This is a genomic window from Novosphingobium sp. SG919 (assembly GCF_012932495.1).
Classification (GTDB): Bacteria; Pseudomonadota; Alphaproteobacteria; order Sphingomonadales; family Sphingomonadaceae; genus Novosphingobium; species Novosphingobium rhizosphaerae.
In genome coordinates, this window is the sequence record NZ_JABCNG010000002.1 from 213338 (window position 1) to 234254 (window position 20917).

The following is a 20917-nucleotide window of genomic DNA, read 5'->3' on the forward strand; positions in this document are numbered from 1 at the left end:
TCTTGGCGCGGGCTGTGCCCTTGCTTCCCGCGAAATGTGACCGAGCCCGGCAAGAGCGTCAATTGGAAAATGTCGACGTCGACAAATTGCTGTTCGTGATCTTGCGAGCGGGGATAAAACCCTCAGGCCGGCGCCGGTCCGATCATAGCGGTGAACTGCGCCTCGGCTATGGCAAATCCGTCAACGCGCGCCAGTCCGCCAAACTTGGCCATGTTCGCTCGGCGCTGACGCAACACGACATCGAGAACAAGCAACGCGCCGGGCAACACCGGCCAGGTAAACGTAGCCCGATCGATCGCGGTGAAGTAAACTAGGCGGCGCGACCCGCTCAACCCGAAGGTTTCCATCGCCAGGATTCCCGCCGCCTGGGCCAGTGCTTCAACCACGAGCACGCCTGGCATGACAGGATTGCCAGGAAGTAGGCCAGCAAAGAACGCCTCGTTCAGTGTCACCCCCTTGATCGCCACGATGCGCTCTCCTGGAACGAGCGTCTCAACCCGGTCGACCAGCAGCATTGGATACCGATGCGGCAGCGCGGCAGCGAGCGCTGCTGCGCCGATCAGGCTGGGCCCTCTACTCATGGCCGGGCGGCAGGCCGTGGCATGTCGGCCAGGGCCAGCGCCGGACTGCCTGCCGCAGCATCCCAGCCGCCACCCAGCGCGCGGAACGAGGCGATGGCGCCGCGCGCGGTGGCAGCGCGCGCCTGGACCAGGCCATCGCGGGTTTCCAGCAAGCGGCGATCGGCGTCGAGCACTTCGACCAGGCTGACCATTCCGCCCTTGTAGGCCGCCAGCGACGCGTCGCGTGCACGCGCCAGCGCGGTTTCCCCCTCGCCCAGCGCCTGGACCCGCGCTTCCTGCTGGACGAGGGAGGAGAAGGCATCCTCGACATCCTGCGAGGCGCGCAGCACCGCGAGGCGATAGGCCGCCAGCGCTTCGACATTGCGCCCCTTGGCGGCCTTGATTTCGGCATCGACCCGGCCAAAATCGAACAAGCGCCAGCGCAGCCCGAGAATGCCGCTGGCTTGGGTCGCGCCGCCCGAGAGCAGGCTGCCGGCCGAGGTTGTCGCGGTGCCGAGCAGGCCGCTCAGCGAGAACTTGGGATAGTATTCCGCCGTCGCTACCCGGATGCGCGCGTTCGACGCGGCGAGGGTGCGCTCGGCCGCGATGATGTCAGGTCGGCGGCGCAACATGGCCGCCGGCCCACCCGCCGTGGAAATCGCGGGCGGCGCGGGAACGGGAGCGCTGGCGGCAAGCTCTGCCCGCGTGGTTCCCGGCTGCGCCCCGATCAGCACATCCAGGGCATTGAGGGTCATGTCCAGTTCGTTCTGCAGCGCGGGGATCGATGCCCGCACTTGCGCCAGCGCGCCTTCCGCCTGCTTCCATTGCAGCTCTGCCGCAAAGCCCTTGCGATATTGCAGCGCTACCAGATCGGTAAGGCGTTGCTGGGTGCCAAGCTGCGCTCTGGCCACGTCGAGCCGGGCCTGCAGCATGCGGATGCCGACATAGGTATCGGCAATCTGGGCGGTCACGGCCAGCCGCGCTGCCACCGCACCCGCTTGCGAGGCCTGCCAATCCGCCCTCGCCGCATCGCGCGCCGCGTCACGGCCGCCGAAGACATCGACTTCCCAGCTTGCTCCCAGGTCGAGTTCATAGGTCTGGGTCGATCGCTCGAACGACGGGAAGGCACTGCCGAGGCGGCCGATCGGCGTCTCGCGGGATTGGTAGACCTCTCCGCCCTGCCCGCTGGCCTGGCCCGAGGGCAGCATCGCGGCGTTCGCGCCCTTGAGCGCGGCGCGCGCCTGGCTCACGCGGGCGGCCGCCTGCTGCAGATCGAGATTCTGCGCCAGCCCCCGTTCGACCAGGCTGGTGAGCAGGGGATCATTGAACATGTGCCACCAGGCTATGAGATCCGCAGACGCTGCGCCTGCCGCCACCGGCCGCGCTTCTACCGCCGCGCTGCCCTGGAATGCGGTTGGCAGGGCCGGAGCGGGCGCTAGCGCTAACGGGGCATGGCCGCCTTCAGTGGCACAGCCCGCAAGCAGCAAGGGCGCGCAACCGGCAGTGATGATCAAGGGGAGCAACCGCATCTTTTCCTCGAGCCGCGAAAATTGAGTAGTGACCATTATATTATTTGGTCACTCGTTGTCAATCTACTCGGCCCGGCTTATGCTGATATCCATGTCTGATGCTACGCCCGAAACCCACACCCGCGGCCCTGCCGAACATGCCGTGCGCGACCAGATCGTCGAAGCGGCGAACGAATGCTTCGCACGCTATGGCTACGCCAAGACCACCGTGGCCGACCTTGCCCGCGAGATCGGCTTTTCCAAGGCCTACATCTATCGCTTCTTTGAATCGAAACAGGCGATCGGTGAAGCGATCTGCAGCAGCAGATTGCAGCGGATCGCCGCGGAGACACGCCAAACGGTGGATGAAGGTGGCAGCGCATCAGAACGTTTTCGCCGCATGTTCAAGACGCTGACCCAGCTTAGCGTCGCGCTTTTCTTTCACGATCGCAAGATCTACGACATCACCGCCCATTCCGCGGCGGAGCAATGGGGCTCTGCCCAGGCCTATAAGGCAACCTTGCGCGAGATGATCGAGGAGATCGTCCGGCTCGGGCGGGAGAGCGGCGAATTCGAACGCAAGACGCCGCTGGACGAGACTTGTCGCGCGATCTTCTACGCGATGATGCCGTTTGTCGATCCGCTCCACCTCGAACGCAACCTGGACTTGCTGCCCGATGCGCAGACCGAGGTTGCCAACCTGATCCTGCGCAGCCTTTCGCTCTGACTGCCCCAAGTTTTAAGTTGTGACCTATTGACAGATTGGTCACATGAAAACAAATGGACCCTCGAAATCTGGAGGAGTCCACCGTGTCGAGTCGGCCGAGCAAAATCGGGTTCGCTGCCCTCATGCTGTCCCTGCCCCTGGCTGCTTGCCACCAGCAGGAGACTGACCCGCGCACCGAGCCACCGCTTGTGCGTGTTTTGGCCGCCTGGCCACAGGATGCGGATGGGCGGGAATTCACCGGCGTGATTGCCGCCCGCGTCCAGAGCGACCTTGGCTTCCGGGTGGGCGGCAAAGTCGTCGAGCGTCTCGTCGATGCCGGGCAAACGGTGCACAAGGGCCAACCGCTGATGCGGATCGATCGCACCGATCTTGCGCTCAACACGCAATCGACACTGGAAACCGTCGCCGCTGCGCGCGCCCGCGCGGTGCAAACCGCTGCCGACGAACGCCGAATGCGCGATCTGGTCAGCGCGGGGGCCGTATCGGCATCGGCCTATGACCAGGCCAAGGCCGCCGCCGACGCCGCGCGCGCGCAGCTCTCGGCCGCCCAGGCCCAGGCCCGCGTCGCGGGCAACGCAGCGGGCTATAGTGTTTTGGTTGCCGATGCCGATGGCACGGTCGTCGAAACCCTGGCCGAGCCCGGGCAGGTGGTCGGCGCTGGGCAGATCGTCGTGCGTATTGCCAGGTCCGGTCCGCGCGAGGCGTTGGTGCATCTGCCCGAAACCCTGCGCCCAGCCATTGGCTCGACGGCCCCGGCCCGGACGTTTGGCGGTGCCGCCGGCATCGGCACTTTGCGCCTGCTTTCTGACGCCGCCGATCCGATGACGCGCACGTTCGAGGCGCGCTACGTGCTGTCGGGCGATGCCGCGCGCGCACCGCTGGGTTCGACCGTTACGGTCAATCTGGCTCGTCCCGGCAATACCAAGGCAATCCAGGTTCCGCTCGGCGCGATCCGCGATGTCGGCAAAGGGCCGGGAGTCTGGGTGGTGGGCGTGGGACAGCGCACCACTGTCTCCTGGCGCCCGGTCGTCGTCAGCGGCCTTGGCGAAGAAACCGCCACCATCGCCAGCGGCCTCAACCCCGGCGACCGCTTCGTGGCGATGGGGGCGCACCTGCTGCGCCAGGGCCAGGCCGTGCGGGTGGCCGCACGATGAGCGCGCCCAGCCCCGATGCCGGCTCCGGCCGCTTCAACCTTTCGGCGCTGGCCGTGCGCGAGCAATCGGTCACGCTGTTCTTCCTGGTGGCCATCATCGTGGCCGGCCTGTTCGCCTTTCTCAAACTGGGCCGTGCCGAAGATCCCGGCTTCACGATCAAGACCATGACCGTGGTCACCGCCTGGCCCGGCGCCACCGCGGCCGAAATGCAGGACCAGGTGGCAGAGCCCCTGGAAAAGCGCCTGCAGGAATTGCGCTGGTACGATCGCAGTGAGACGTTCACTCGACCGGGCCTGGCCTTCACCACGTTGACCCTGCGCGACCAGACCCCCCCGCAGGACGTGCCGGAGCAATTCTACCAGGCGCGCAAGAAGATGTTGGACGAAGCCCCCCGGCTGCCGCGTGGCGTGGTCGGGCCGTTCGTCGACGACGAATACGGCGACGTGAGCTTTGCGCTCCTGGCTCTCAAGGCCAAGGGCGAACCCCAGCGCGACATGGCGCGCGAGGCCGAAACGCTGCGGCAGCGTCTTCTGCACGTTCCTGGCGTCGACAAGATCAAGATCCTCGGCGAACGACCTGAGCGTATCTATGTGGAATTCGCGCAGGATCGCCTGGCGACACTGGGCGTTTCGGCGCGCGCGGTGTTCGATGCCCTCAACCGCCAGAACCTGGTCACGCCGGCCGGATCGGTGGAAACCAAGGGCCAGCAGATGTTCGTGCGGCTCGATGGCGCGTTCGACGACCTCGCCAAGATCCGCGACCTGCCCATCGTGGCCAATGGCAAGACCTTGCCGCTGTCGGCAATCGCCAAAGTCGAGCGGGGCTATGAAGACCCGGCCTCGTTCCTGATCCGCAGCGAAGGCGAGCCCACCCTGATGCTCAGTGTGGTGATGCGCCAAGGCTGGAACGGCCTCGACCTGGGCAAGGCGCTCAACGCCGAAGTCGCCAAGATCCGCACCGAACTGCCGCTGGGCATGACGCTGAGCACCGTGACCGACCAATCGGTCAATATCAGCGAAGCCGTCGACCAGTTCATGCACACCTTCATGGAAGCCCTGGCGATCGTGATGGTCGTCAGCCTGGTCAGCCTGGGCTGGCGCGTGGGTGTGGTGGTCGCGGCAGCCGTGCCGCTCACCCTGGCGGTCGTGTTGCTGATCATGTGGGCCACAGACCGGGTGTTCGACCGCATCACGCTGGGTGCGCTGATCCTCGCCCTCGGCCTACTGGTCGACGATGCGATCATCGCCATCGAGATGATGGTGGTAAAAATGGAGGAGGGCTACGATCGTATCCGCGCCTCCGCCTATGCTTGGAGCCACACCGCCGCGCCGATGCTGGCCGGCACCCTGGTTACCGTAATCGGCCTGATGCCGGTGGGCTTTGCCAAGTCCACGGCGGGGGAATACGCCGGCAACATCTTCTGGGTCGTGGGCTTTGCGCTGATCGCGTCGTGGTTCGTCGCGGTGATCTTCACACCGTACATGGGGGTCAAGCTGCTGCCCGCGATCAAGCCGGTCTCCGGCGGGCACGAGGCGATCTATCGCACCCCACGCTACAACCAGGTCCGCGCCGTCATTTCCTGGGCTGTGCTGCGCAAGAAATGGGTGGCGTTGGCAACGCTGGGTGCGTTCCTCATCGCCGGGTTGGGCATGGGGCCGGTGAAGAAGCAGTTCTTCCCCACGTCCGACCGCCCGGAACTGCTGGTGGAAGTGCAGATGCCCGAAGGCACCGCGATCGAGCGCACCAGCGAAGCCGCGCGCGAGGTAGAAAGCTGGCTGCGCGCGCAGCGAGAGCCCCGCATCGTGACGACCTACGTGGGACAGGGCGCACCGCGCTTCTATATTCCGCTCTCGCCCGAACTGCCCGATCCCTCGTTCGCCAAGATCATCGTACGGACCGAGAAGGAAGCGGATCGCGACGCGCTCAAGCTGCGCCTGCGCGAGGCGGTGGCCAATGGCCTGGCGCCCAGCGCCCGCGTGCGTGCGACGCAGCTCGTGTTCGGCCCGCCCTCGCCGTTCCCGGTAGCGTTCCGCGTGAACGGCCCCGATCTTGCCAAGGTGCGTGACATCGCTGCCCGCGTCGAAAAGGTGATGCAGAACGATCCGGCGATGCGCACCGTCAACACCGATTGGGGCGAACGCAGCCCGGCGCTGCACATCGTGCTAGACCAGGATCGCCTGCGCGCGCTGGGCCTCACCTCCAGCGATGTTGGCGAGCAGTTGCAGTTCCTGCTCACCGGCGTCACGATCAGCCAGGTGCGCGAGGATATCCGCACGGTTGACGTGGTGGCGCGCTCGGAAGGCGGCAAGCGGCTCGATCCCGCCCGGATCGGTGACTACGTACTGACCGGATCCAATGGGCAGCGCGTGCCGGTCAGCCAGATCGGCAAAGTCGAAGTGCGGATGGAAGACCCCATCCTGCGCCGCCGCGACCGCGTGCCAACGATCACGGTGCGTGGCGACATTGCCGATGGCCTGCAACCGCCCGACGTTTCGACGGCGATGCTCGCCAAGCTGCAACCGATTATCCAGAACCTGCCCGAAGGCTATCGCATCGACATGGCCGGCTCGATCGAGGAAGCCAACAAGGCCAATGCGGCCCTGGCACCGATCTTCCCCTTGATGATCGTGCTGATGATGATCGTGATCATCCTCCAGGTGCGCAATCTCAAGGCAATGTGGATCGTGCTGCTCACCGCGCCGCTGGGGCTCATCGGCGTGGTGCCCACGCTGCTGCTCACCGGCACGCCATTCGGCTTCAACGCGATCCTGGGCCTTATCGCACTTGCCGGCATTCTGATGCGCAACACCTTGATCCTGATCGGCCAGATCCATGACAACGATCGCGCTGGGCTAGCGCCATTCGATGCCGTGGTCGAAGCGACCGTCCAGCGCGCCAGGCCGGTGATCCTGACCGCCCTTGCCGCCGTCCTCGCCTTCGTGCCGCTGATCAAGTCGGTGTTCTGGGGGTCCATGGCGATCACCCTGATCGGCGGCACGCTGGGCGGCACGGTGCTCACCCTGCTGGTGCTGCCCGCGCTCTACGCCCTGTGGTTCCGCATCACTGCCCCGGGGCGCGACCCGCACACCGAGCCTGCTGCCGCGTAAGCAGACAGCCTTGTCCACCAGGATCATGACACAGGAGAATGCCATAGCGCCGTTCAATCGATTCGCCCGAACCGGCCGCAAGATCTGGAAAGCGCTTGATACGCTGGACCGCGCGATGGCCGCCGATCCCCTGGCCGACCAGACACGCCACCTTGCCACGCAGGAGTTCAGAAAATGATTGGAGTTATCATGGCGCTTTCGCTCGGCGCACAACACATGGCCCATCACGCAGCATTCCAGTTGCTCGATCGGCAGCAAATCGCAATCAAAACCCTTGTTGGAGGTTCGCACGCCCCGAGCGGTTCGAAAAATGCAAAGCGGATTGCAACTCCGCCCAGCAACAGCCAAGAGGCAATTGTCGCGCGCATTGTCGGCTTGGCGCACACCGGTTTTTCGATCCCGCTCGGTCAACCCAACGATCAAGATCCGGATATACAAGCCAGGATCGTCCAAGCCATCGTGCAGTAGCGATCCGCGATGCATGCCATTGCGCTTTCGGGTACCGCGGCCAAGTGGGGGCAGGCAGCCAATCCGGCCATCACGAAGCTGGCGGGCAAAGTTCCAATCAACGAGGTTTTACGTTCGTTTCCTGCACCAGACATTGGTTCCGCGCTGCGCCTGGTTTGTTCGGTATGACCTGATGTCGGTCAGTCCTATGGTCGAACAAATTCGTCCTATATCTCGAACCAAGCTTTCCAGACATGGGGCAACATGGGCTTGGATTGGGCCGTTCGCGAAAAGACCGGTGCGCGGCGTCCCTTTGGCAGCTTCCGGCAGCAACAAACTTCGAGCAGAGCTGAGTTGAACAACCAGCTCTGGTCGTAATCAGAGCGTCACCAACCCCATCCTCCGCGCCTCCGATTGCAAAAACGGTTCCACGCGGGGGCGCGAAAAGGGCGCGCAATTGACCTCACCCCCTCCTCGCAAGCCCGCTACTCCCCCCGATCCCGCCTGTCCCGGTCGCGCCGGATCTCCCGGTTCACCGACCACAGCTGATACGCTCCAAACCCAATCGCCACGGCGGCGGTGAAGACGATTTCGATCCAGCCGGTCATGCCACGCTCTCCTGTAGCTGCGCCGCGATGGTCTGCGCAGCAAGGTCGGGGCGTTCTTCGTGGGCGAGGTGGCCCAGGTGGGGCAGCACGGTGAGGCGCGCGTGGGGCAGCAGGGCGGCGGCGGCTTCCACGGTGTGGAGCGGCACGGCCACGTCTGCCCGCGCGTGGACCAGGTGCACCGGCATGGCCATGGCCGGCAGGCGGCGTCGCAGCGCGTCCAGATCCCAGCTCGCCATCATTTCCATCGCCCCGGCGCAATGCGCCGGGCAGCCCAGCAGCGCGCGATAGGCGGCCAGGCCCCCCGCATCGATGGTCGATCCCGTGGCGCGCGTGAGGAAGCGCTCCGGCTCTCCGGGCAGGCGCGCGATGCCCGCCAGCAGGCGCGGCACCAGCGGGTTGACGAACAGCATCCGCGCCAGCGAAGGAAAGAGCTGCGCTGCCAGCCCCGGAAACGGCATCAGCGCGGGGTTGAAGCCGATCACCGGCAGTGCGCCGCCCGCGTCCTGCGCCCATTGCAGGGCAATCGCCGCTCCGGCGGAATGGCCCGCCACCAACGCGGCCGCCAGGTCCAAAGCGCGCAGCAGATCGGCCAGCGCGCGCGCCATGGCCGGCAGCGTGAGGCCACCCGCCGGGCGCCCACGGGTGAAGCCATGGCCCGGCAGATCGGGCGCGACCACGGTGAAATCACGCGCCAGCACGGGCATCACGCCGCGCCAGCTATGCGTGGCCGCGCCCGTGCCATGGATCAGCAAGACCACCGGGCCGGCCCCCATCACTTGCACGTGCCAGACCAGCCCCGGCGTGGCGACGAAGCGGCTGGCCGCGCGGTGCGGCCAGCAGCGCCCCTCCCCGTCCCAGCGCGGCGCGCCGCTCATGCCCGTGCCCCCGGCCCCGCCGCCGCCACCGCCACTGCGGCGTGCAACGCGCGCGCATCGGCGCAGGGCAGCGGCAGATAGCGCGCGCGCATGGCATCGGCCAGCCGTGCCGCCTCGGGCCGGGGGCGCGCCGAAATGTCGATCACCACCGCATCGTGGCCCGCCGTGGCGATCGCGCGCGCGGCGAACAAGGCATCGTCCTGCGCCCGCGCGCGGCCACGCGTGCCATCGAGGGCCAGGTTGGCGCTGCCATCGGTGAGGAACACCAGCAGCGGCGTTGCCCCCCGCGCGCCCACCGCATCGCCCACCTGCCGCGCCAGGGCCAGGCCGCTGGCCAGCGGCGTGCCGCCCCCGCCGGGCAGCGCCGCCAGCGCGCGCTTGGCGCGGGTGAGCGAGCGGGTCGGCGGCAGCAGCAGTTCCGCCCCCTCGCCACGAAAGGCCACCACCGCCACGTCCGACCGTTTGACATAGGCCTGCGCCAGGATCAGCTCCGCCGCGCCCTTGGCCTCGGCCAGGCGCGACATCGCGGTGGAGCCGGACGCATCCACACAGAACACCGTCACCGTCATGCTGCGTTCTTCAAACCGGCGCACGCGCAAGTCATCGCGGCGAAAGCGGATCGGGCCCGCCCCTTCGGGCGCGGGATCGTCGCGCCGCAGCGGCTGCCACGGGATCGCCGCGCGCAGCGTGTCGACCAGGGCCAGCCGCACCCCGCCGCCCGGCGTACCGGGACGCGCGGCCAAAGGCCGGCCGCGCCGGGCCGAACGGATGCGCCGCCCGGCCCCACCGCCGCTGCCGCGCGCCTGCCGCCCCAGGCCGGCGGCCATGCGATCGAGCACGTCGGGCGGAATCGCCGCGCGGGCGGCTTCCACCACCAGCGCTTCGGGAATGTCGGACGTGGCGCTCTCGCCATCCGCGTCGCCGGCCGTCGGTTCCTCGGCGCGCGCATCGGGGCGCGGCGCGGGCGGCGGCTCTGGCGGCGGGGCGCCGGCTTCGGGCGGCACCTGCGTGGTGCGCGGCGACAGCACCAGCCGCGCCGCGATCTCTGCATCCGGGCGACCCACCACCGCCGCGCCCATCAAGGCGGCATGGGCACATGCCGCGGCGCAGGCCTGCAACTGCGGGCGCATGGACGCGATGCCCAGCGCATCTGCCGTGGCCGCCAGCGCCCCCCGCGCGGTATCGTCAAGCGCCGGCAACACCGCGCCTTCGCCGCGCCCTGGCCATGGCAAAGGGAGCGGCATGGCCAGGTCGGCCGGCCGCACCTTGGCCAGGCACAGATCAAAGGCAATCCGCTCCATCAGCACAGATGGCGGCCGCTCATCCCCGGGCGCACCATCATCCAGCAGCACCAGCACGAAGGCGCCGGCCCTATCCCCGGCCCCATCCATCGCCTGGGCGACGCGCCCGGCCACATCCGCGCGCAGCCGCTGCGCCATCGGCATCACCAGAACGCCGCCCGCCGCTTCTTCCAGCAAGCCGCGCTGCCGCACCAGCCGGCCCGCCGCCAGGCTCGCCGCGATGTCGGTCCCGCCGCACAGGCGCTGTTCGTCGATATGGCCGGGCAGGCGGCGAAACGGCGTGCCCGGTGGCATCAGCGCCGCCAGCGCGGCCAGCACCCGGTCTGCCGCCGGGCCGCCGCCATGCAGGCACAGGCCACCGAGCGGCGCGGGCGAATGGGCCAGCAGGCGCGCTGCCAACAGCGCATCCGCCAGCGCGCCACTCATGAGCGATACCGGGTCATGCCAGATGCTCAACCAGGGCGCGCTCGATCCGCGCGCTCGATCCGCTTTCGTCCAGCACATCGCGGCGCAGGCGGTGGCGCAGGGCGAGCGGCGCCACCGCCACCAGATGCTCGCGGCGCACCGCCTTGGCCCCCTTGAGCGCAGCATAGGCGCGCGAGGCGCGCATCAGCGTCAGTTCGCCGCGCAAGCCATCCACCCCCACCGCGCTGCACAGGCCTGCGGCATCGGCCATCAGGGCATCGGGCACCTCGATCCTGGCCAGCTTGCGCTGCCCCCGCGCGATCTGCTGCAGCACCTTGTCGTCCTCTTGCGCCCAATGCGCTGCAAACGCGGCCGAGTCGGCATCGTGCGCGGCGCACCGGCGCATGATCTCCACCCGGTCCTCGATCGCCTTGGGCGTGCGCACGTCCACCGACAGGCCGAACCGGTCCAGCAATTGCGGACGCAATTCGCCTTCTTCGGGATTGCCACTGCCGATCAGCACGAACCGCGCCGCGTGGCGCACCGAAAGGCCTTCGCGCTCCACCACGTTCTCGCCCGATGCCGCCACGTCGAGCAGCAGGTCGACCAGGTGGTCTTCCAGCAGGTTGATCTCGTCGATGTACAGGAAACCGCGATGGGCGCGCGCCAGCAGGCCCGGTTCATAGACGCGCTCCCCGGTGCGCAGCGCGCGTTCCAGATCGAGTGCGCCAAGCAGGCGATCTTCGGTCGCGCCCAGCGGCAAGTCCACGAACGGCACCGGCCGTTTCACCGCCTTGCCCCCGGTGCACGCGCCGGGACACGCGCCGGCATGGCCCGGCGCACAGCCAAACCGGCAGCCTTCCACCACCTGGATCGGCGGCAACAGCGCTGCCAGGGCGCGCGCGGCGGTAGATTTGCCCGTGCCGCGATCGCCAAACACCATGACCCCACCGATCGACGGATCGACCGCCGCGATCAGCAGCGCGAGCTTCATTTCGTCCTGGCCGACGATCGCAGAGAAGGGGAAGCGCGCCATATGTCCAACACATTGGACATCAATGTGTGTAAGGACAAGAAAAATCGCATGGGCCAGCCGCCCGATTTCTCGGGTTGGCGCGAATTGCCCCTAGGCGCGCCGCCGCGAGCGGATGCGCGGCGCCAAAGCATCCAGTGCGTCGCCATTGTCGCGCGCCCAGCCATAGAGCGCTTCGACCGGCTCCACGAAGCGGCGGCCCAGCGCCGTCAGCGCATAATCCACTTCCGGGGGGTTCACCGCATCGCGCACGGTGCGCGCGATCAGGCCGCTTGCTTCCATTTCCCGCACCGTCTGGGCAAACATCTTCTTGGAAATGCCCGGCAGGCTGCGCAGCAGGGCCGCACTGCGCGCCGTGCCACCGTGGCGGGCATGCAGCGTGTGCAGCACCATGCTGGTCCACTTCGTGGCAAACAGTTCCAGGATGCGGCGCGGGGCACAGTCCTCGCGCCATTCCTCTTCCGGGCTGCCCGGTATCACGCCTGCATTCCTTTCGCCTCGGCCCCGCGCCCGCTGGGTGCGGGTGGTCACCAAATGGTGCCTTCTTGGCGCCTTGCCATCCTGATCCCAACTATACGTTTTTGCCCGACAAGGAACCATCGATGACCAAGACTGCCCTTGTGGCCGGGGCCACCGGCATCACCGGCCAGGCCATTGCCGGCCTGCTGCACGCCCGGGGCTGGCGCGTGCTGGGCCTGGCGCGGAATCCCTTGCCGCTGCCCGGCGTCGAACCCGTTGCCGCAGACCTGACCGACAGCGCCGCCACCGCCGCCGCCCTGGCCGGCCACGCGCCCGATGCGGTGTTCATCACCACCTGGCTGCGCCGCCCGACCGAACGGGAAAACATTGCCGTCAACGCCGCCATGGTGCGCAACCTGCTCGACGGGGTGGCGTGGTCGAAGAGTGTGCGCCACGTGGCGCTGGTCACCGGGCTCAAGCACTATCTCGGCCCGTTCGAGGCCTATGGCCAGGGCAACCTGCCCGATACCCCGTTTCGCGAAGACCAGCCGCGCCTGCCGATCGACAACTTCTATTATGCCCAGGAAGACGAACTTTTCGCCGCCGCCGCGCGCGATGGCTTTGCCTGGAGCGTGCACCGCCCGCACACGGTGATCGGCAAGGCCGTGGGCAATGCCATGAACATGGGCACCACGCTGGCCGTCTATGCCACGCTGTGCCGCGAACTGGGCCGCCCGTTCCGCTTCCCCGGATCGGCGGTGCAATGGAACGGCCTGACCGACATGACCGACGCGCGCCAGCTCGCCCACCAGTTGCTGTGGGCCAGCACCACGCCAGAGGCCGCCAACCAGGCGTTCAATTGCGCCAACGGCGATGTCTTCCGCTGGCGCTGGATGTGGCCGCGCCTGGCGCAATGGTTCGGGCTCGACGCGGCCGCGTTCGATGGTACCGTGCGCCCCCTGGCCGATCAGATGGCCGACGACGCCCCGGCCTGGCGCGCCATCGCCGCGCGCGAAGGACTGGTCGAACCCGATCTCGCCCGCCTCGCCTCCCCCTGGCACACCGATGCCGATCTGGGCCGCCCGATCGAGGTTGTGACCGACATGGCCCGCTCGCGCGCGCTGGGCTTTGCCGCCTACCAGCAGACCGATGCCGCCTTTTTCGACCTGTTCCGCCAGCTTCGCGCCGAACGGCTGATTCCCTAGGCGCTCAACCCAGCGTATCACCTGCGGTGGCGCGCGCCTGTTCGGCCAGGATGCCGCGCGTGGCGGCCCAGTAATGCCACGCGGCCCACAGCCCGGTGGGCGCCAGGATCAGCAGCGCCACCCGCAGCGATGCCGCGTCCGCGCCGTGGCCACCGGCCACGTGGTCGCTCACCAAGCCCACAAACTGCGGCGCGATCACCAGGTTGGCGATGTTGGCCATCAGCAGCGTCAATGCGCAGGCGGTGGCGCGCATCTGCGCGGGCACGATGTTCTGCAACAGGCCGAACGAGGGGCCGATGTAGAAATACATCGCCGGCACGAACAGCCACAGGCAGGCCTTGGCCACGCCCAGGTCATGCGTCCAATAGATGAAGAACGAGGGCACGGTGATCACCGCCACCACCACCGCCATGAGGATCAGCACGCGGCGCGGATCGGCCATCACGCGGCTGGCCATCAGCACCGCCGTGGCCACCGTCGCCAGGCTGCCGGCGATCAGGTGCATCGGCCCCAGGATCTCGCCCGCCTGCCCGGCCGAAAGGCCATAGGCGCGTTGCAGATAGGTGGGCGTCCACCACATCAGGCCCCAGCCCCACAGCGCCGTCACCGCCCCGCCCATCATCAGGTGCATGGTGGCGCGCTGGCGCAGCAGGAATGCCAGCGCGCGCCACAGCGGCAGGCGCGGCGCGGCCGGCGGCGCATCGGCCGCGCGCGGCGCATCCATCGCCCCCCGGCGCGGTTCGCGCACCGTGAAAAAGATCAGCGCCGCCAGCGCCACGCCCGGCACGCCCAGCGCCAGGAACGCATGGCGCCAGCCATACAAATCGGCCACGCGCCCGGCCACGTCCGCCCCGATCCACGCCCCCAGGCATGAACCGAGGGCATAGACCGTCAGCGCCGCCGGCCGCTGCGCCGGGCGGAAGTAGTCCGCCAGCATCGAGGTGGACGGCGGCGTGCCCCCGCTCTCGCCAATCCCCACCCCGATCCGCGCCAGCAGCATCTGGCCAAATGTGGAAGAAAGCCCGGTCAGCACGGTAAGGCCCGACCACAGCAGCAGCGCGCCCGAAATGATGTTGCGCCGGCTGAACCGGTCAGCCAACGCCGAAACTGGAATGCCGATGGTGACATAGAACAGCGCCAGGGCCACGCCGGTCAGCAGCGCCACGCCCGAATCGGTCAGCTTCAGATCCAGCCGTATCGATTCCATTACCGTGGTGATGACATAGCGATCGGCAATGTTCATCGCATAGACCAGCGACAGCAGCACCAGCACATACCACTGCCGCGCCGCCTCCGCCGCGCTCTGGCCGATCACCGGGGGTGCCGGGGGCAGAATTGCTTCACCATCGCGCATGCTCGTTTCTCCCCGGCGGCCATTTGAATGCAGGCCTGCCCATACACGCATTTTCCCGTCATTCCGAAGCCCGGCCTTGTTGCCCCGGCAAAGCAGCATTCCAAGGTTTTCCGTTACCTCGGATTCGATCAATCAACTTCTCCCCCGTTCGCCCTGAGCTTGTCGAAGCCCCCACGCAGCCTGTCGCCAGCGCGCCAGCAACCCATCGGCCAGGCTGGCCGGCACCAGCGCATCGCAGCGGTCCTCGCGCACCACATGGAGCCGCACCGCCACATGCGCGATCACCGTCGCCGCCGTGCGCCCCGGCCCAAAGCCCACGTCTTCGGCATCGAACACGCCATCGTGCATCAACAGGGCGCGCCAGGCAGCCCCGCGCAAAGTGACCCGCACCAGCCCGCCGCCAATCGCCGTTACCGCGCCATGGCCCGCCACCGCAGCGGCCAGGGCGCGGGCATCCACGCCGCTGCCTTCCACCAGCCAGACATTGGGCTCGAACCGCATGGCCCGGCAAACATCGTCGCCCGCGCTGCATCCCGCCGTCGGCAGGGCAAAGCCCAGGGCCGCCGCCACCGGCCCGGCGCCAGCACCATCCCACAGTTCCAGCGCCAGCACATCGCCTGCATCGCCAACGATCATCTCAGTCACGATAGCGCGCCCCTTGCCGATCGTAGAACACCGGATCGCCCACCCGCACCCGCACCGTGGCCCCGCGCGTGGCAGACCAAGCCAGCAATTCCTGCCCATGCCGCGAAGCGCCATCGGTCAACAGCGCCAGGCCGATCCACCCCTCGCCCGCAACCCTCGGCGCCGCCGTGGTCACATGGCCCAGCGGCTCCTCTCCCTCGCGCAGCACCAGCATCGCGCCTTCGGGCAGGGCCTGCCCGTCCAGCACGGTCAGCCCCACCAAGTGCCGCCGCCCTGCGGCCGTGGCCAGGACCGGGCGCTGCAGCGCCTGCCAGCCGACAAATCCGCCCTGCTTTCGCAGCATACCGCCCAGGCCGATATCGGCGGCGGTCACGCGCCCGTCCACTTCGGCGCCGATCACCACATGGCCCTTTTCCACGCGCAGATGGTCCATGGCATCAAGGCCATAGGCACCGCCACCGGCCGCAACCACCGCCCGGTGCAGCGCCTGCCACAGCGCGGGCATGTGATGCCCCGGCGCATAGACTTCGAACGCGCGCTCTCCGCTATAGCTCGCCGCCAGCAGCAGCACGTCGATCCCGGCGATCTGCCCTTGCGCGCAATGCATATGCGCGGGCGCCGCTGCGCCGGTCAGGCCGGCCAGCACCGCCGCCGCGCGCGGCCCGGCCAGCGCCACGGCGCCGTAATGCTCCTGCACATTGACCACGCTCGCTTTCAGCTGCGGGGCCATGACATTGCGCAGCCACGACAAGTGCTGTGCCATGCGGTCCGCCCCGCCGGTGGAGCTGGTCAGCAGATAGCGCTGCTCGTCCAGGCGCCAGGCGGTGCCATCGTCCATCACCATACCGTCTTCGCGCAGCATCACGGTATAGCGCCCACGCCCCACCGCCAGCCGCCCGATGGCCGTGGCGCAGGCCATTTCCAGCAGCGCTGCGGCATCCGGCCCGGCCACCTCGAACGTCGCCAGCGTGGATACGTCCACGATTCCCGCGCTTTGCCGCACCATCCGCGCCTCGCGCAGGCTGGCCTCGCCCAGGCTTTCGCCCACCTGCGGATAGCTGCGCGGGCGGAACCAGTATCCCACCGGCTGCCACGCCGCGCCTTGGCGGTCATGCTCCGCGTGCAGGCGCAGCTTGCGCACCGGCCCGGCATGATCGCGCACCGCGGCTCCGGCAAACACGCCCAGCGTGGTCGGGGTATAAGGCGGGCGAAACGTGGTCAGCCCGGCCTGCGGAATGTCCACCCCCTGCGCCTGCGCCAATCGGCCCAGCGCGGCCATGTTGCCGGTCTTGCCCTGGTCGGTGCCCATGCCCAGCGTGGTATAACGCTTGAGGTGCTCGACCGAGCGATAGCCCTCGCGCCAGGCCAGATCGATATCGCCGAGCGAAACATCGTTTTGGAAATCGACGAAAGCCTTGCCGCGTATGGTGTCGGGCACCGTCGCCGCTTCGGCCGGCGTGCCCATGCCCAGCGGATCGTCCACCGCAAACATGCGCGCATCGCCGCCACCGGCCTGCCAGCCTTGCGCCAGGATCGCGGCCAGGTCATGCCCGCCCGCCGCCGCGCCAATGCTCGCCTGCGCCTGCCGCGCCGCGCCGGGCACGAAGGCCTGCGTCGCCGCGTCCCAGGCCAGATCGCCGCCCGCCTGCTTGTGCAGATGCGCCACCGGGGTGAACCCGCCCGACATCGCCAGCAGATCGGCGGCAAAGCGCTGCTCGCTCCCGCCCACTTGCGCAATCACGGCGCAAAGCCTCTTCCCACGCACCCGCGTGTCGATCGGCCGGGCATCGGCCAGCACGGCAAACCGCGCGCGCGCCTGCTCCGCCAACGGGCCAGCAGGCGCGGCGCGGCTGTCCAGCACGGCCACCACCTGCGCCCCGGCATCGGCCAGGGCAAAGGCGGTGCGATAGCCATCGTCGTTGCTCGTCGCCACCACGGCGCGGCGGCCCGGCACCACGCCATGGCGCCGCACATAGTGGCGCACCGCCTGCGCCAGCATCACGCCGGGCCGGTCGTTGCCGCCAAAGGCCAGCGGCCGCTCGATCGCGCCGGTCGCCAGGATCACCCGGCCCGCGCGCACTTTCCACAGGCGCTGGACCGGCGCATCGGCACGCGAGGGCGCCTGCCCCGGCTCGGCCAGCCGCTCCACCACGCTCACCAGATTGCCGTCCCAATAGCCGGTCGCCGTGGCGCGCAGCAACACGCGCCCGCCGCCAGCCACGATCCGCGCCACCGCGTCCTGCGCCCACTCCGCCCCGGCCGCACCGTCGATCCGCAGGTCTTCGCGCAGCAGCGCACCGCCGGCCAGGCGGTCCTGTTCCACCAGCACCACGCGTTGCCTGGCCTGCACCGCCCCCAGCGCCGCGGCCAACCCCGCCGGCCCGGCGCCCACCACCAGCAGGTCGCAAAACGCGGCGCGATGGTCGAAGGCATCGGGATCGGCCTGTTGCGGCGCCGGGCCAAGCCCCGCCGCCTTGCGGATGAAGCGTTCGTAAACCATCCAGCGCTTGGGCGGCCCGAAGAACGTCTTGTAATAAAAGCCCGACGGGATCAGCCGCGCAACAAGGCCGTTAACCGCGCCCACATCGAACGCCAGGCTGGGCCAGGCATTCTGACTGCGCGCCACAAGGCCCTGATAGACGAACACGTCGGTCGCGCGGGTGTTAGGCTCGGCCCGCCCGCCTTCACCCACAGTCACCAGCGCCGATGGTTCCTCCACCCCGGCGGCCATGATGCCGCGCGGACGGTGATACTTGAAACTGCGCGCCACCACGGCCACGCCGTTGTCCAGCAGCGCGGCGGCCAACGTCTGCCCGGCGCGCGCGGTATAGCGCTTGCCGTCAAAGGTGAACTGCACCGTTTCCCCATTCATGGCAGCACCTGCACGCCCAGGGGCCGCACCGCCACGATGGCATGGCTCATCCGGTCGCGCCGCAGTTCCAGCCAGCCCCGGCAGCCCAAGGTGTGGCGCCAGATCTCGTTTTCCTCCCCGCGCGGGTTGGTGCGGGAATAAAGCGCGGCCATGGCCACATCGGGCGCCTGGTCCAGCTGCACCACGCTGTCGCGCGTGCGTTCATAGGTGAACTCTTCCTGCGCGCGCGGCCCGCAATGGGGGCAGTGGATCAGCATCATGGCCTTGCGCTCCCCCTAGCGGTGCTGCGGCATCGGGCCGACGCCCGCTTCGTCGATGGTGCGCCCCTGGGCAAAGCGCGCGAGGTCGAACGGCGCGGCAATCGGGTGCGGCTGCCCGGTGGCGAGGTGATAGGCATAGAGATGCCCCGAACCCGGCGTCGCCTTGAACCCGCCATAGCACCAGCCGCCGTTGAGATGCAGGTTGCGCAAGGGCAGGTCCCCGATGATCGGCGAACCATCGAAACTCATGTCGGTCACCCCAGACCAGCAGCGCACCATGCGCAAGCGGCTGAGGGCGGGCACCAGCGCAATCGCCTGGGCAATCGCATGTTCCAGCCGCACCGGCTGGCCGCGCTGGGCATAGCTGGGAAAGCCATCGGGATCGCCCCCGGCCACGATCCCGCCCTTGTCGGATTGCGAGATATAGCAATGCAGCGATTGCGACATGATCACCGTGTCGATCATCGGCTTGACCGGCTCGGTCACATAGGCCTGCAAGGTATGGCTCTCGATCGGCAGGCGCACCCCGGCCAAGCCCGCCACATGGCCGCTGTTGCCCGCCACGCAGATCGCCACTTTGCCCGCCGCGATACGCCCCCGCGTGGTTTCGATGCCAGTCACCGCGTCGCCCTCGCGGGTAAAGCCAATGACTTCGCAATTCTCGATAATGTCCACGCCCAGATTGTCTGCGGCGCGGGCATAGCCCCAGGCCACCGCATCGTGCCGCGCCGTGCCGCCGCGATGCTGGATCAGCCCGCCCGCAATCGGCCAGCGCGCCGCGCGCGAAAAATCGAGCAGCGGCACCAGCCGGCGCACCGCGTCCACGCTCATCAATTCGGCGTCGATGCCCATGGCCCGCAAACTGTCGCCGCGCTCCGCCAGCCGCGTCATGTCGGCATCCGAATGCCCCAGGAACAGCGCCCCGCGCGGGGAAAACATCACGTTGTAATTCAATTCGTCGGAAAGGCCCTCCCACAGCCGCAGCGAATGCTCCAGCAGCCGCTGCAAGGGCGCCTGGCGATAGTTCGATCGCACGATGGTGGTGTTGCGCCCGGTGTTGCCGCCGCCGATCCAGCCCTTTTCCACCACCGCCACGCGGCGGATGCCATGCTGGCTGGCAAGGTAATAGGCGGTGGCCAGCCCATGCGCCCCGCCGCCGATGATCACCACGTCATAGCTGGGCTTGGGCTCTGCCGCGCGCCAGGCGCGGCCCCAGTGGCGATGCCCGCCCAGCGCGCCGCGCAACAGCGCCAGCGCGGAATAGCGGCTCTTGGCCGGGAAGTGGGATGCAGTTCCTGTCACAACACCATGCGTAAGGGGCACGGTGCCACGGCGTCGCGTCTAAAAATGTCATCCGCGCGGCCGAAAATGTGATTTGCCAAAATCGCGCGCGGACCGGCCTTTGCACGGGCTGAACGCGCGGCACCATCGGCCGCGCCGGGGGAAACACACGCATGACCGGAATTGTCGATCCCGCCACCGGCGCCACGCCGGGGCACGTGCTGCTGCTGCGCTGCGCCGACCAGCGCGGTATCGTGGCCGCCGTGGCCGGATTCCTGGCCGAACAGGGCGCCACGATCACCGAATCCAACCACTTCAACGATGGCACCTCGGGCCTCTTCGCCATGCGCACCGCCTTTGCCGGTGATGGCGTGCCGCTGCCGGATGTGGACCTGCTGCGCCAGCGTTTCGCGCCGATTGCCGCACGCTTTGCCATGGACTGGTCGCTGCACGACATGGCGCGCCGCCCGCGCCTGTTGCTTGCGGTGTCGAAATTCGGGCACTGCCTGTTCGATCTGCTCCACCGCTGGCGCGCCGGGCTGCTGCCGGTGGACATCGTCGGCGTCGTTTCCAACCACGATGACATGCGCAGCTTCGTGGAATGGAGCGGCCTTCCCTATCACCACCTGCCGATGAAGCCCGATGGCAAGGCCGCGCAGGAAGCCCGCTTTGCCGCGCTGATCGACCAGACGGACCCCGATCTCGTCGTGCTGGCGCGCTACATGCAGATCCTTTCGCCCATGCTCTGCGAAAAAGTGGCGGGGCGCTGCATCAACATTCACCACAGCTTCCTGCCCAGCTTCAAGGGCGCCAAGCCCTATCACCAGGCGCACGAACGCGGCGTGAAGATCATCGGCGCCACCGCGCACTATGTGACGACGGACCTGGACGAAGGCCCGATCATCGAACAGGACGTACGCCGCGTCACCCACGTCCACGCGCCGGAAACGCTGGTCGCCCTGGGCCGCGACGTGGAATGCCAGGTGCTCGCCCGCGCGGTATCCTGGCACATCGAACGCCGCGTGATGGTCAACGGCAACAAGACTATCGTGTTCGGCTGAACAGCTTTATTGTGCAGTGCAGCATTTTCCATGGAAAACCCGGAGAAACCGCAAG

20 protein-coding genes are annotated in these 20917 nt (G+C 68.2%); 8 read left to right on the forward strand and 12 right to left on the reverse strand.

Annotated features, from left to right (window positions below):
• Positions 1 to 122: 122 nt before the first annotated feature.
• Positions 123 to 581: a 3-hydroxyacyl-ACP dehydratase FabZ gene (gene fabZ / locus FHT19_RS11100; protein WP_169475170.1), complete on the reverse strand. Its 459-nt coding sequence runs from the start codon at positions 579 to 581 to the stop codon at positions 123 to 125.
• Positions 578 to 2089 carry an efflux transporter outer membrane subunit gene (locus FHT19_RS11105; protein ID WP_211184897.1) on the reverse strand — a complete coding sequence of 504 codons (1512 nt, stop codon included), beginning with the start codon at positions 2087 to 2089 and terminating at the stop codon, positions 578 to 580. The genes fabZ and FHT19_RS11105 overlap by 4 nt, the downstream gene beginning before the upstream one ends.
• On the opposite strand from FHT19_RS11105, the gene FHT19_RS11110 reads away from it, so the two are divergent.
• The 6 genes from FHT19_RS11110 (at position 2012) to FHT19_RS11135 (ending at position 7524) form a co-directional block, all read left to right on the forward strand.
• On the forward strand, positions 2012 to 2188 hold the full coding sequence (locus FHT19_RS11110) for a hypothetical protein (RefSeq protein ID WP_169475051.1): 177 nt from the start codon (positions 2012 to 2014) through the stop codon (positions 2186 to 2188). The two genes, FHT19_RS11105 and FHT19_RS11110, sit on opposite strands and share 78 nt — an antisense overlap.
• Positions 2181 to 2795 carry a TetR/AcrR family transcriptional regulator gene (locus tag FHT19_RS11115; RefSeq protein ID WP_168553860.1) on the forward strand — a complete coding sequence of 205 codons (615 nt, stop codon included), beginning with the start codon at positions 2181 to 2183 and terminating at the stop codon, positions 2793 to 2795. The genes FHT19_RS11110 and FHT19_RS11115 overlap by 8 nt, the downstream gene beginning before the upstream one ends.
• 122 nt (positions 2796 to 2917) lie before the next feature.
• Positions 2918 to 3949: an efflux RND transporter periplasmic adaptor subunit gene (locus FHT19_RS11120; protein WP_211184896.1), complete on the forward strand. Its 1032-nt coding sequence runs from the start codon at positions 2918 to 2920 to the stop codon at positions 3947 to 3949.
• Positions 3946 to 7056 (forward strand): efflux RND transporter permease subunit, encoded by a 3111-nt coding sequence (locus FHT19_RS11125; RefSeq protein ID WP_169475172.1) that lies wholly within the window; start codon positions 3946 to 3948, stop codon positions 7054 to 7056. Before FHT19_RS11120 ends, FHT19_RS11125 begins: the two co-directional genes overlap by 4 nt.
• 10 nt (positions 7057 to 7066) lie before the next feature.
• On the forward strand, positions 7067 to 7234 hold the full coding sequence (locus tag FHT19_RS11130; RefSeq protein ID WP_169475173.1) for a hypothetical protein: 168 nt from the start codon (positions 7067 to 7069) through the stop codon (positions 7232 to 7234).
• 11 nt (positions 7235 to 7245) lie between these two features.
• Positions 7246 to 7524 carry a hypothetical protein gene (locus tag FHT19_RS11135; RefSeq protein WP_169475174.1) on the forward strand — a complete coding sequence of 93 codons (279 nt, stop codon included), beginning with the start codon at positions 7246 to 7248 and terminating at the stop codon, positions 7522 to 7524.
• Positions 7525 to 7988: 464 nt separating this feature from the next.
• Here FHT19_RS11135 and FHT19_RS24615 read toward each other — a convergent pair whose 3' ends face one another.
• The 5 genes from FHT19_RS24615 to FHT19_RS11155 form a co-directional block, all read right to left on the reverse strand.
• Positions 7989 to 8111 (reverse strand): hypothetical protein, encoded by a 123-nt coding sequence (locus FHT19_RS24615; RefSeq protein ID WP_282435895.1) that lies wholly within the window; start codon positions 8109 to 8111, stop codon positions 7989 to 7991.
• Complete coding sequence (bchO, locus tag FHT19_RS11140; RefSeq protein WP_169475175.1) at positions 8108 to 8986, reverse strand: alpha/beta fold hydrolase BchO; 879 nt, start codon at positions 8984 to 8986, stop codon at positions 8108 to 8110. Before bchO ends, FHT19_RS24615 begins: the two co-directional genes overlap by 4 nt.
• Complete coding sequence (locus FHT19_RS11145) at positions 8983 to 10743, reverse strand: magnesium chelatase subunit D (protein ID WP_348981779.1); 1761 nt, start codon at positions 10741 to 10743, stop codon at positions 8983 to 8985. The genes bchO and FHT19_RS11145 overlap by 4 nt, the downstream gene beginning before the upstream one ends.
• Positions 10727 to 11728, reverse strand: a complete 1002-nt coding sequence (bchI, locus tag FHT19_RS11150) for a magnesium chelatase ATPase subunit I (RefSeq protein ID WP_169475176.1) — start codon at positions 11726 to 11728, stop codon at positions 10727 to 10729. Before bchI ends, FHT19_RS11145 begins: the two co-directional genes overlap by 17 nt.
• 90 nt (positions 11729 to 11818) lie before the next feature.
• On the reverse strand, positions 11819 to 12205 hold the full coding sequence (locus tag FHT19_RS11155; protein WP_168557523.1) for a helix-turn-helix domain-containing protein: 387 nt from the start codon (positions 12203 to 12205) through the stop codon (positions 11819 to 11821).
• A 122-nt stretch (positions 12206 to 12327) separates the two neighbouring features.
• On the opposite strand from FHT19_RS11155, the gene FHT19_RS11160 reads away from it, so the two are divergent.
• On the forward strand, positions 12328 to 13389 hold the full coding sequence (locus FHT19_RS11160) for an SDR family oxidoreductase (RefSeq protein WP_169475177.1): 1062 nt from the start codon (positions 12328 to 12330) through the stop codon (positions 13387 to 13389).
• Positions 13390 to 13393: 4 nt separating this feature from the next.
• Here FHT19_RS11160 and FHT19_RS11165 read toward each other — a convergent pair whose 3' ends face one another.
• From FHT19_RS11165 to FHT19_RS11185, 5 genes are all read right to left on the reverse strand, one after another.
• A complete protein-coding gene (locus FHT19_RS11165; protein ID WP_169475178.1) occupies positions 13394 to 14743 on the reverse strand; it encodes an MFS transporter in 1350 nt (449 codons plus the stop codon).
• A gap of 132 nt (positions 14744 to 14875) precedes the next feature.
• Complete coding sequence (locus FHT19_RS11170; RefSeq protein ID WP_248290451.1) at positions 14876 to 15379, reverse strand: sarcosine oxidase subunit gamma family protein; 504 nt, start codon at positions 15377 to 15379, stop codon at positions 14876 to 14878.
• Between the two features lies 1 nt (position 15380).
• Positions 15381 to 18260 carry a 2Fe-2S iron-sulfur cluster-binding protein gene (locus FHT19_RS11175; RefSeq protein WP_169475180.1) on the reverse strand — a complete coding sequence of 960 codons (2880 nt, stop codon included), beginning with the start codon at positions 18258 to 18260 and terminating at the stop codon, positions 15381 to 15383.
• The gene (locus FHT19_RS11180; RefSeq protein ID WP_169475181.1) at positions 18257 to 18520 is read right to left on the reverse strand and encodes a sarcosine oxidase subunit delta; all 264 of its coding nucleotides are present in this window, start codon (positions 18518 to 18520) and stop codon (positions 18257 to 18259) included. The genes FHT19_RS11175 and FHT19_RS11180 overlap by 4 nt, the downstream gene beginning before the upstream one ends.
• A gap of 15 nt (positions 18521 to 18535) precedes the next feature.
• On the reverse strand, positions 18536 to 19822 hold the full coding sequence (locus FHT19_RS11185; protein ID WP_169475182.1) for a sarcosine oxidase subunit beta family protein: 1287 nt from the start codon (positions 19820 to 19822) through the stop codon (positions 18536 to 18538).
• Between the two features lie 152 nt (positions 19823 to 19974).
• On the opposite strand from FHT19_RS11185, the gene purU reads away from it, so the two are divergent.
• The gene (gene purU, locus FHT19_RS11190) at positions 19975 to 20862 is read left to right on the forward strand and encodes a formyltetrahydrofolate deformylase (protein WP_169475183.1); all 888 of its coding nucleotides are present in this window, start codon (positions 19975 to 19977) and stop codon (positions 20860 to 20862) included.
• Positions 20863 to 20917: the final 55 nt, after the last annotated feature.

What these genes read in the sequence shown, in the direction of transcription:
- FHT19_RS11180 (WP_169475181.1), bottom strand. Translation starts at nt 18,520, where the DNA reads ATGATGCTGATCCACTGCCCCCATTGCGGGCCGCGCGCGCAGGAAGAG.
- bchO (WP_169475175.1), bottom strand. Translation starts at nt 8,986, where the DNA reads ATGAGCGGCGCGCCGCGCTGGGACGGGGAGGGGCGCTGCTGGCCGCAC.
- fabZ (WP_169475170.1), bottom strand. Translation starts at nt 581, where the DNA reads ATGAGTAGAGGGCCCAGCCTGATCGGCGCAGCAGCGCTCGCTGCCGCG.
- purU (WP_169475183.1), top strand. Translation starts at nt 19,975, where the DNA reads ATGACCGGAATTGTCGATCCCGCCACCGGCGCCACGCCGGGGCACGTG.
- FHT19_RS11135 (WP_169475174.1), top strand. Translation starts at nt 7,246, where the DNA reads ATGGCGCTTTCGCTCGGCGCACAACACATGGCCCATCACGCAGCATTC.
- bchI (WP_169475176.1), bottom strand. Translation starts at nt 11,728, where the DNA reads ATGGCGCGCTTCCCCTTCTCTGCGATCGTCGGCCAGGACGAAATGAAG.
- FHT19_RS11170 (WP_248290451.1), bottom strand. Translation starts at nt 15,379, where the DNA reads ATGATCGTTGGCGATGCAGGCGATGTGCTGGCGCTGGAACTGTGGGAT.
- FHT19_RS11175 (WP_169475180.1), bottom strand. Translation starts at nt 18,260, where the DNA reads ATGAATGGGGAAACGGTGCAGTTCACCTTTGACGGCAAGCGCTATACC.
- FHT19_RS11105 (WP_211184897.1), bottom strand. Translation starts at nt 2,089, where the DNA reads ATGCGGTTGCTCCCCTTGATCATCACTGCCGGTTGCGCGCCCTTGCTG.
- FHT19_RS24615 (WP_282435895.1), bottom strand. Translation starts at nt 8,111, where the DNA reads ATGACCGGCTGGATCGAAATCGTCTTCACCGCCGCCGTGGCGATTGGG.
- FHT19_RS11125 (WP_169475172.1), top strand. Translation starts at nt 3,946, where the DNA reads ATGAGCGCGCCCAGCCCCGATGCCGGCTCCGGCCGCTTCAACCTTTCG.
- FHT19_RS11160 (WP_169475177.1), top strand. Translation starts at nt 12,328, where the DNA reads ATGACCAAGACTGCCCTTGTGGCCGGGGCCACCGGCATCACCGGCCAG.
- FHT19_RS11110 (WP_169475051.1), top strand. Translation starts at nt 2,012, where the DNA reads ATGGCCGCCTTCAGTGGCACAGCCCGCAAGCAGCAAGGGCGCGCAACC.
- FHT19_RS11165 (WP_169475178.1), bottom strand. Translation starts at nt 14,743, where the DNA reads ATGCGCGATGGTGAAGCAATTCTGCCCCCGGCACCCCCGGTGATCGGC.
- FHT19_RS11115 (WP_168553860.1), top strand. Translation starts at nt 2,181, where the DNA reads ATGTCTGATGCTACGCCCGAAACCCACACCCGCGGCCCTGCCGAACAT.
- FHT19_RS11120 (WP_211184896.1), top strand. Translation starts at nt 2,918, where the DNA reads ATGCTGTCCCTGCCCCTGGCTGCTTGCCACCAGCAGGAGACTGACCCG.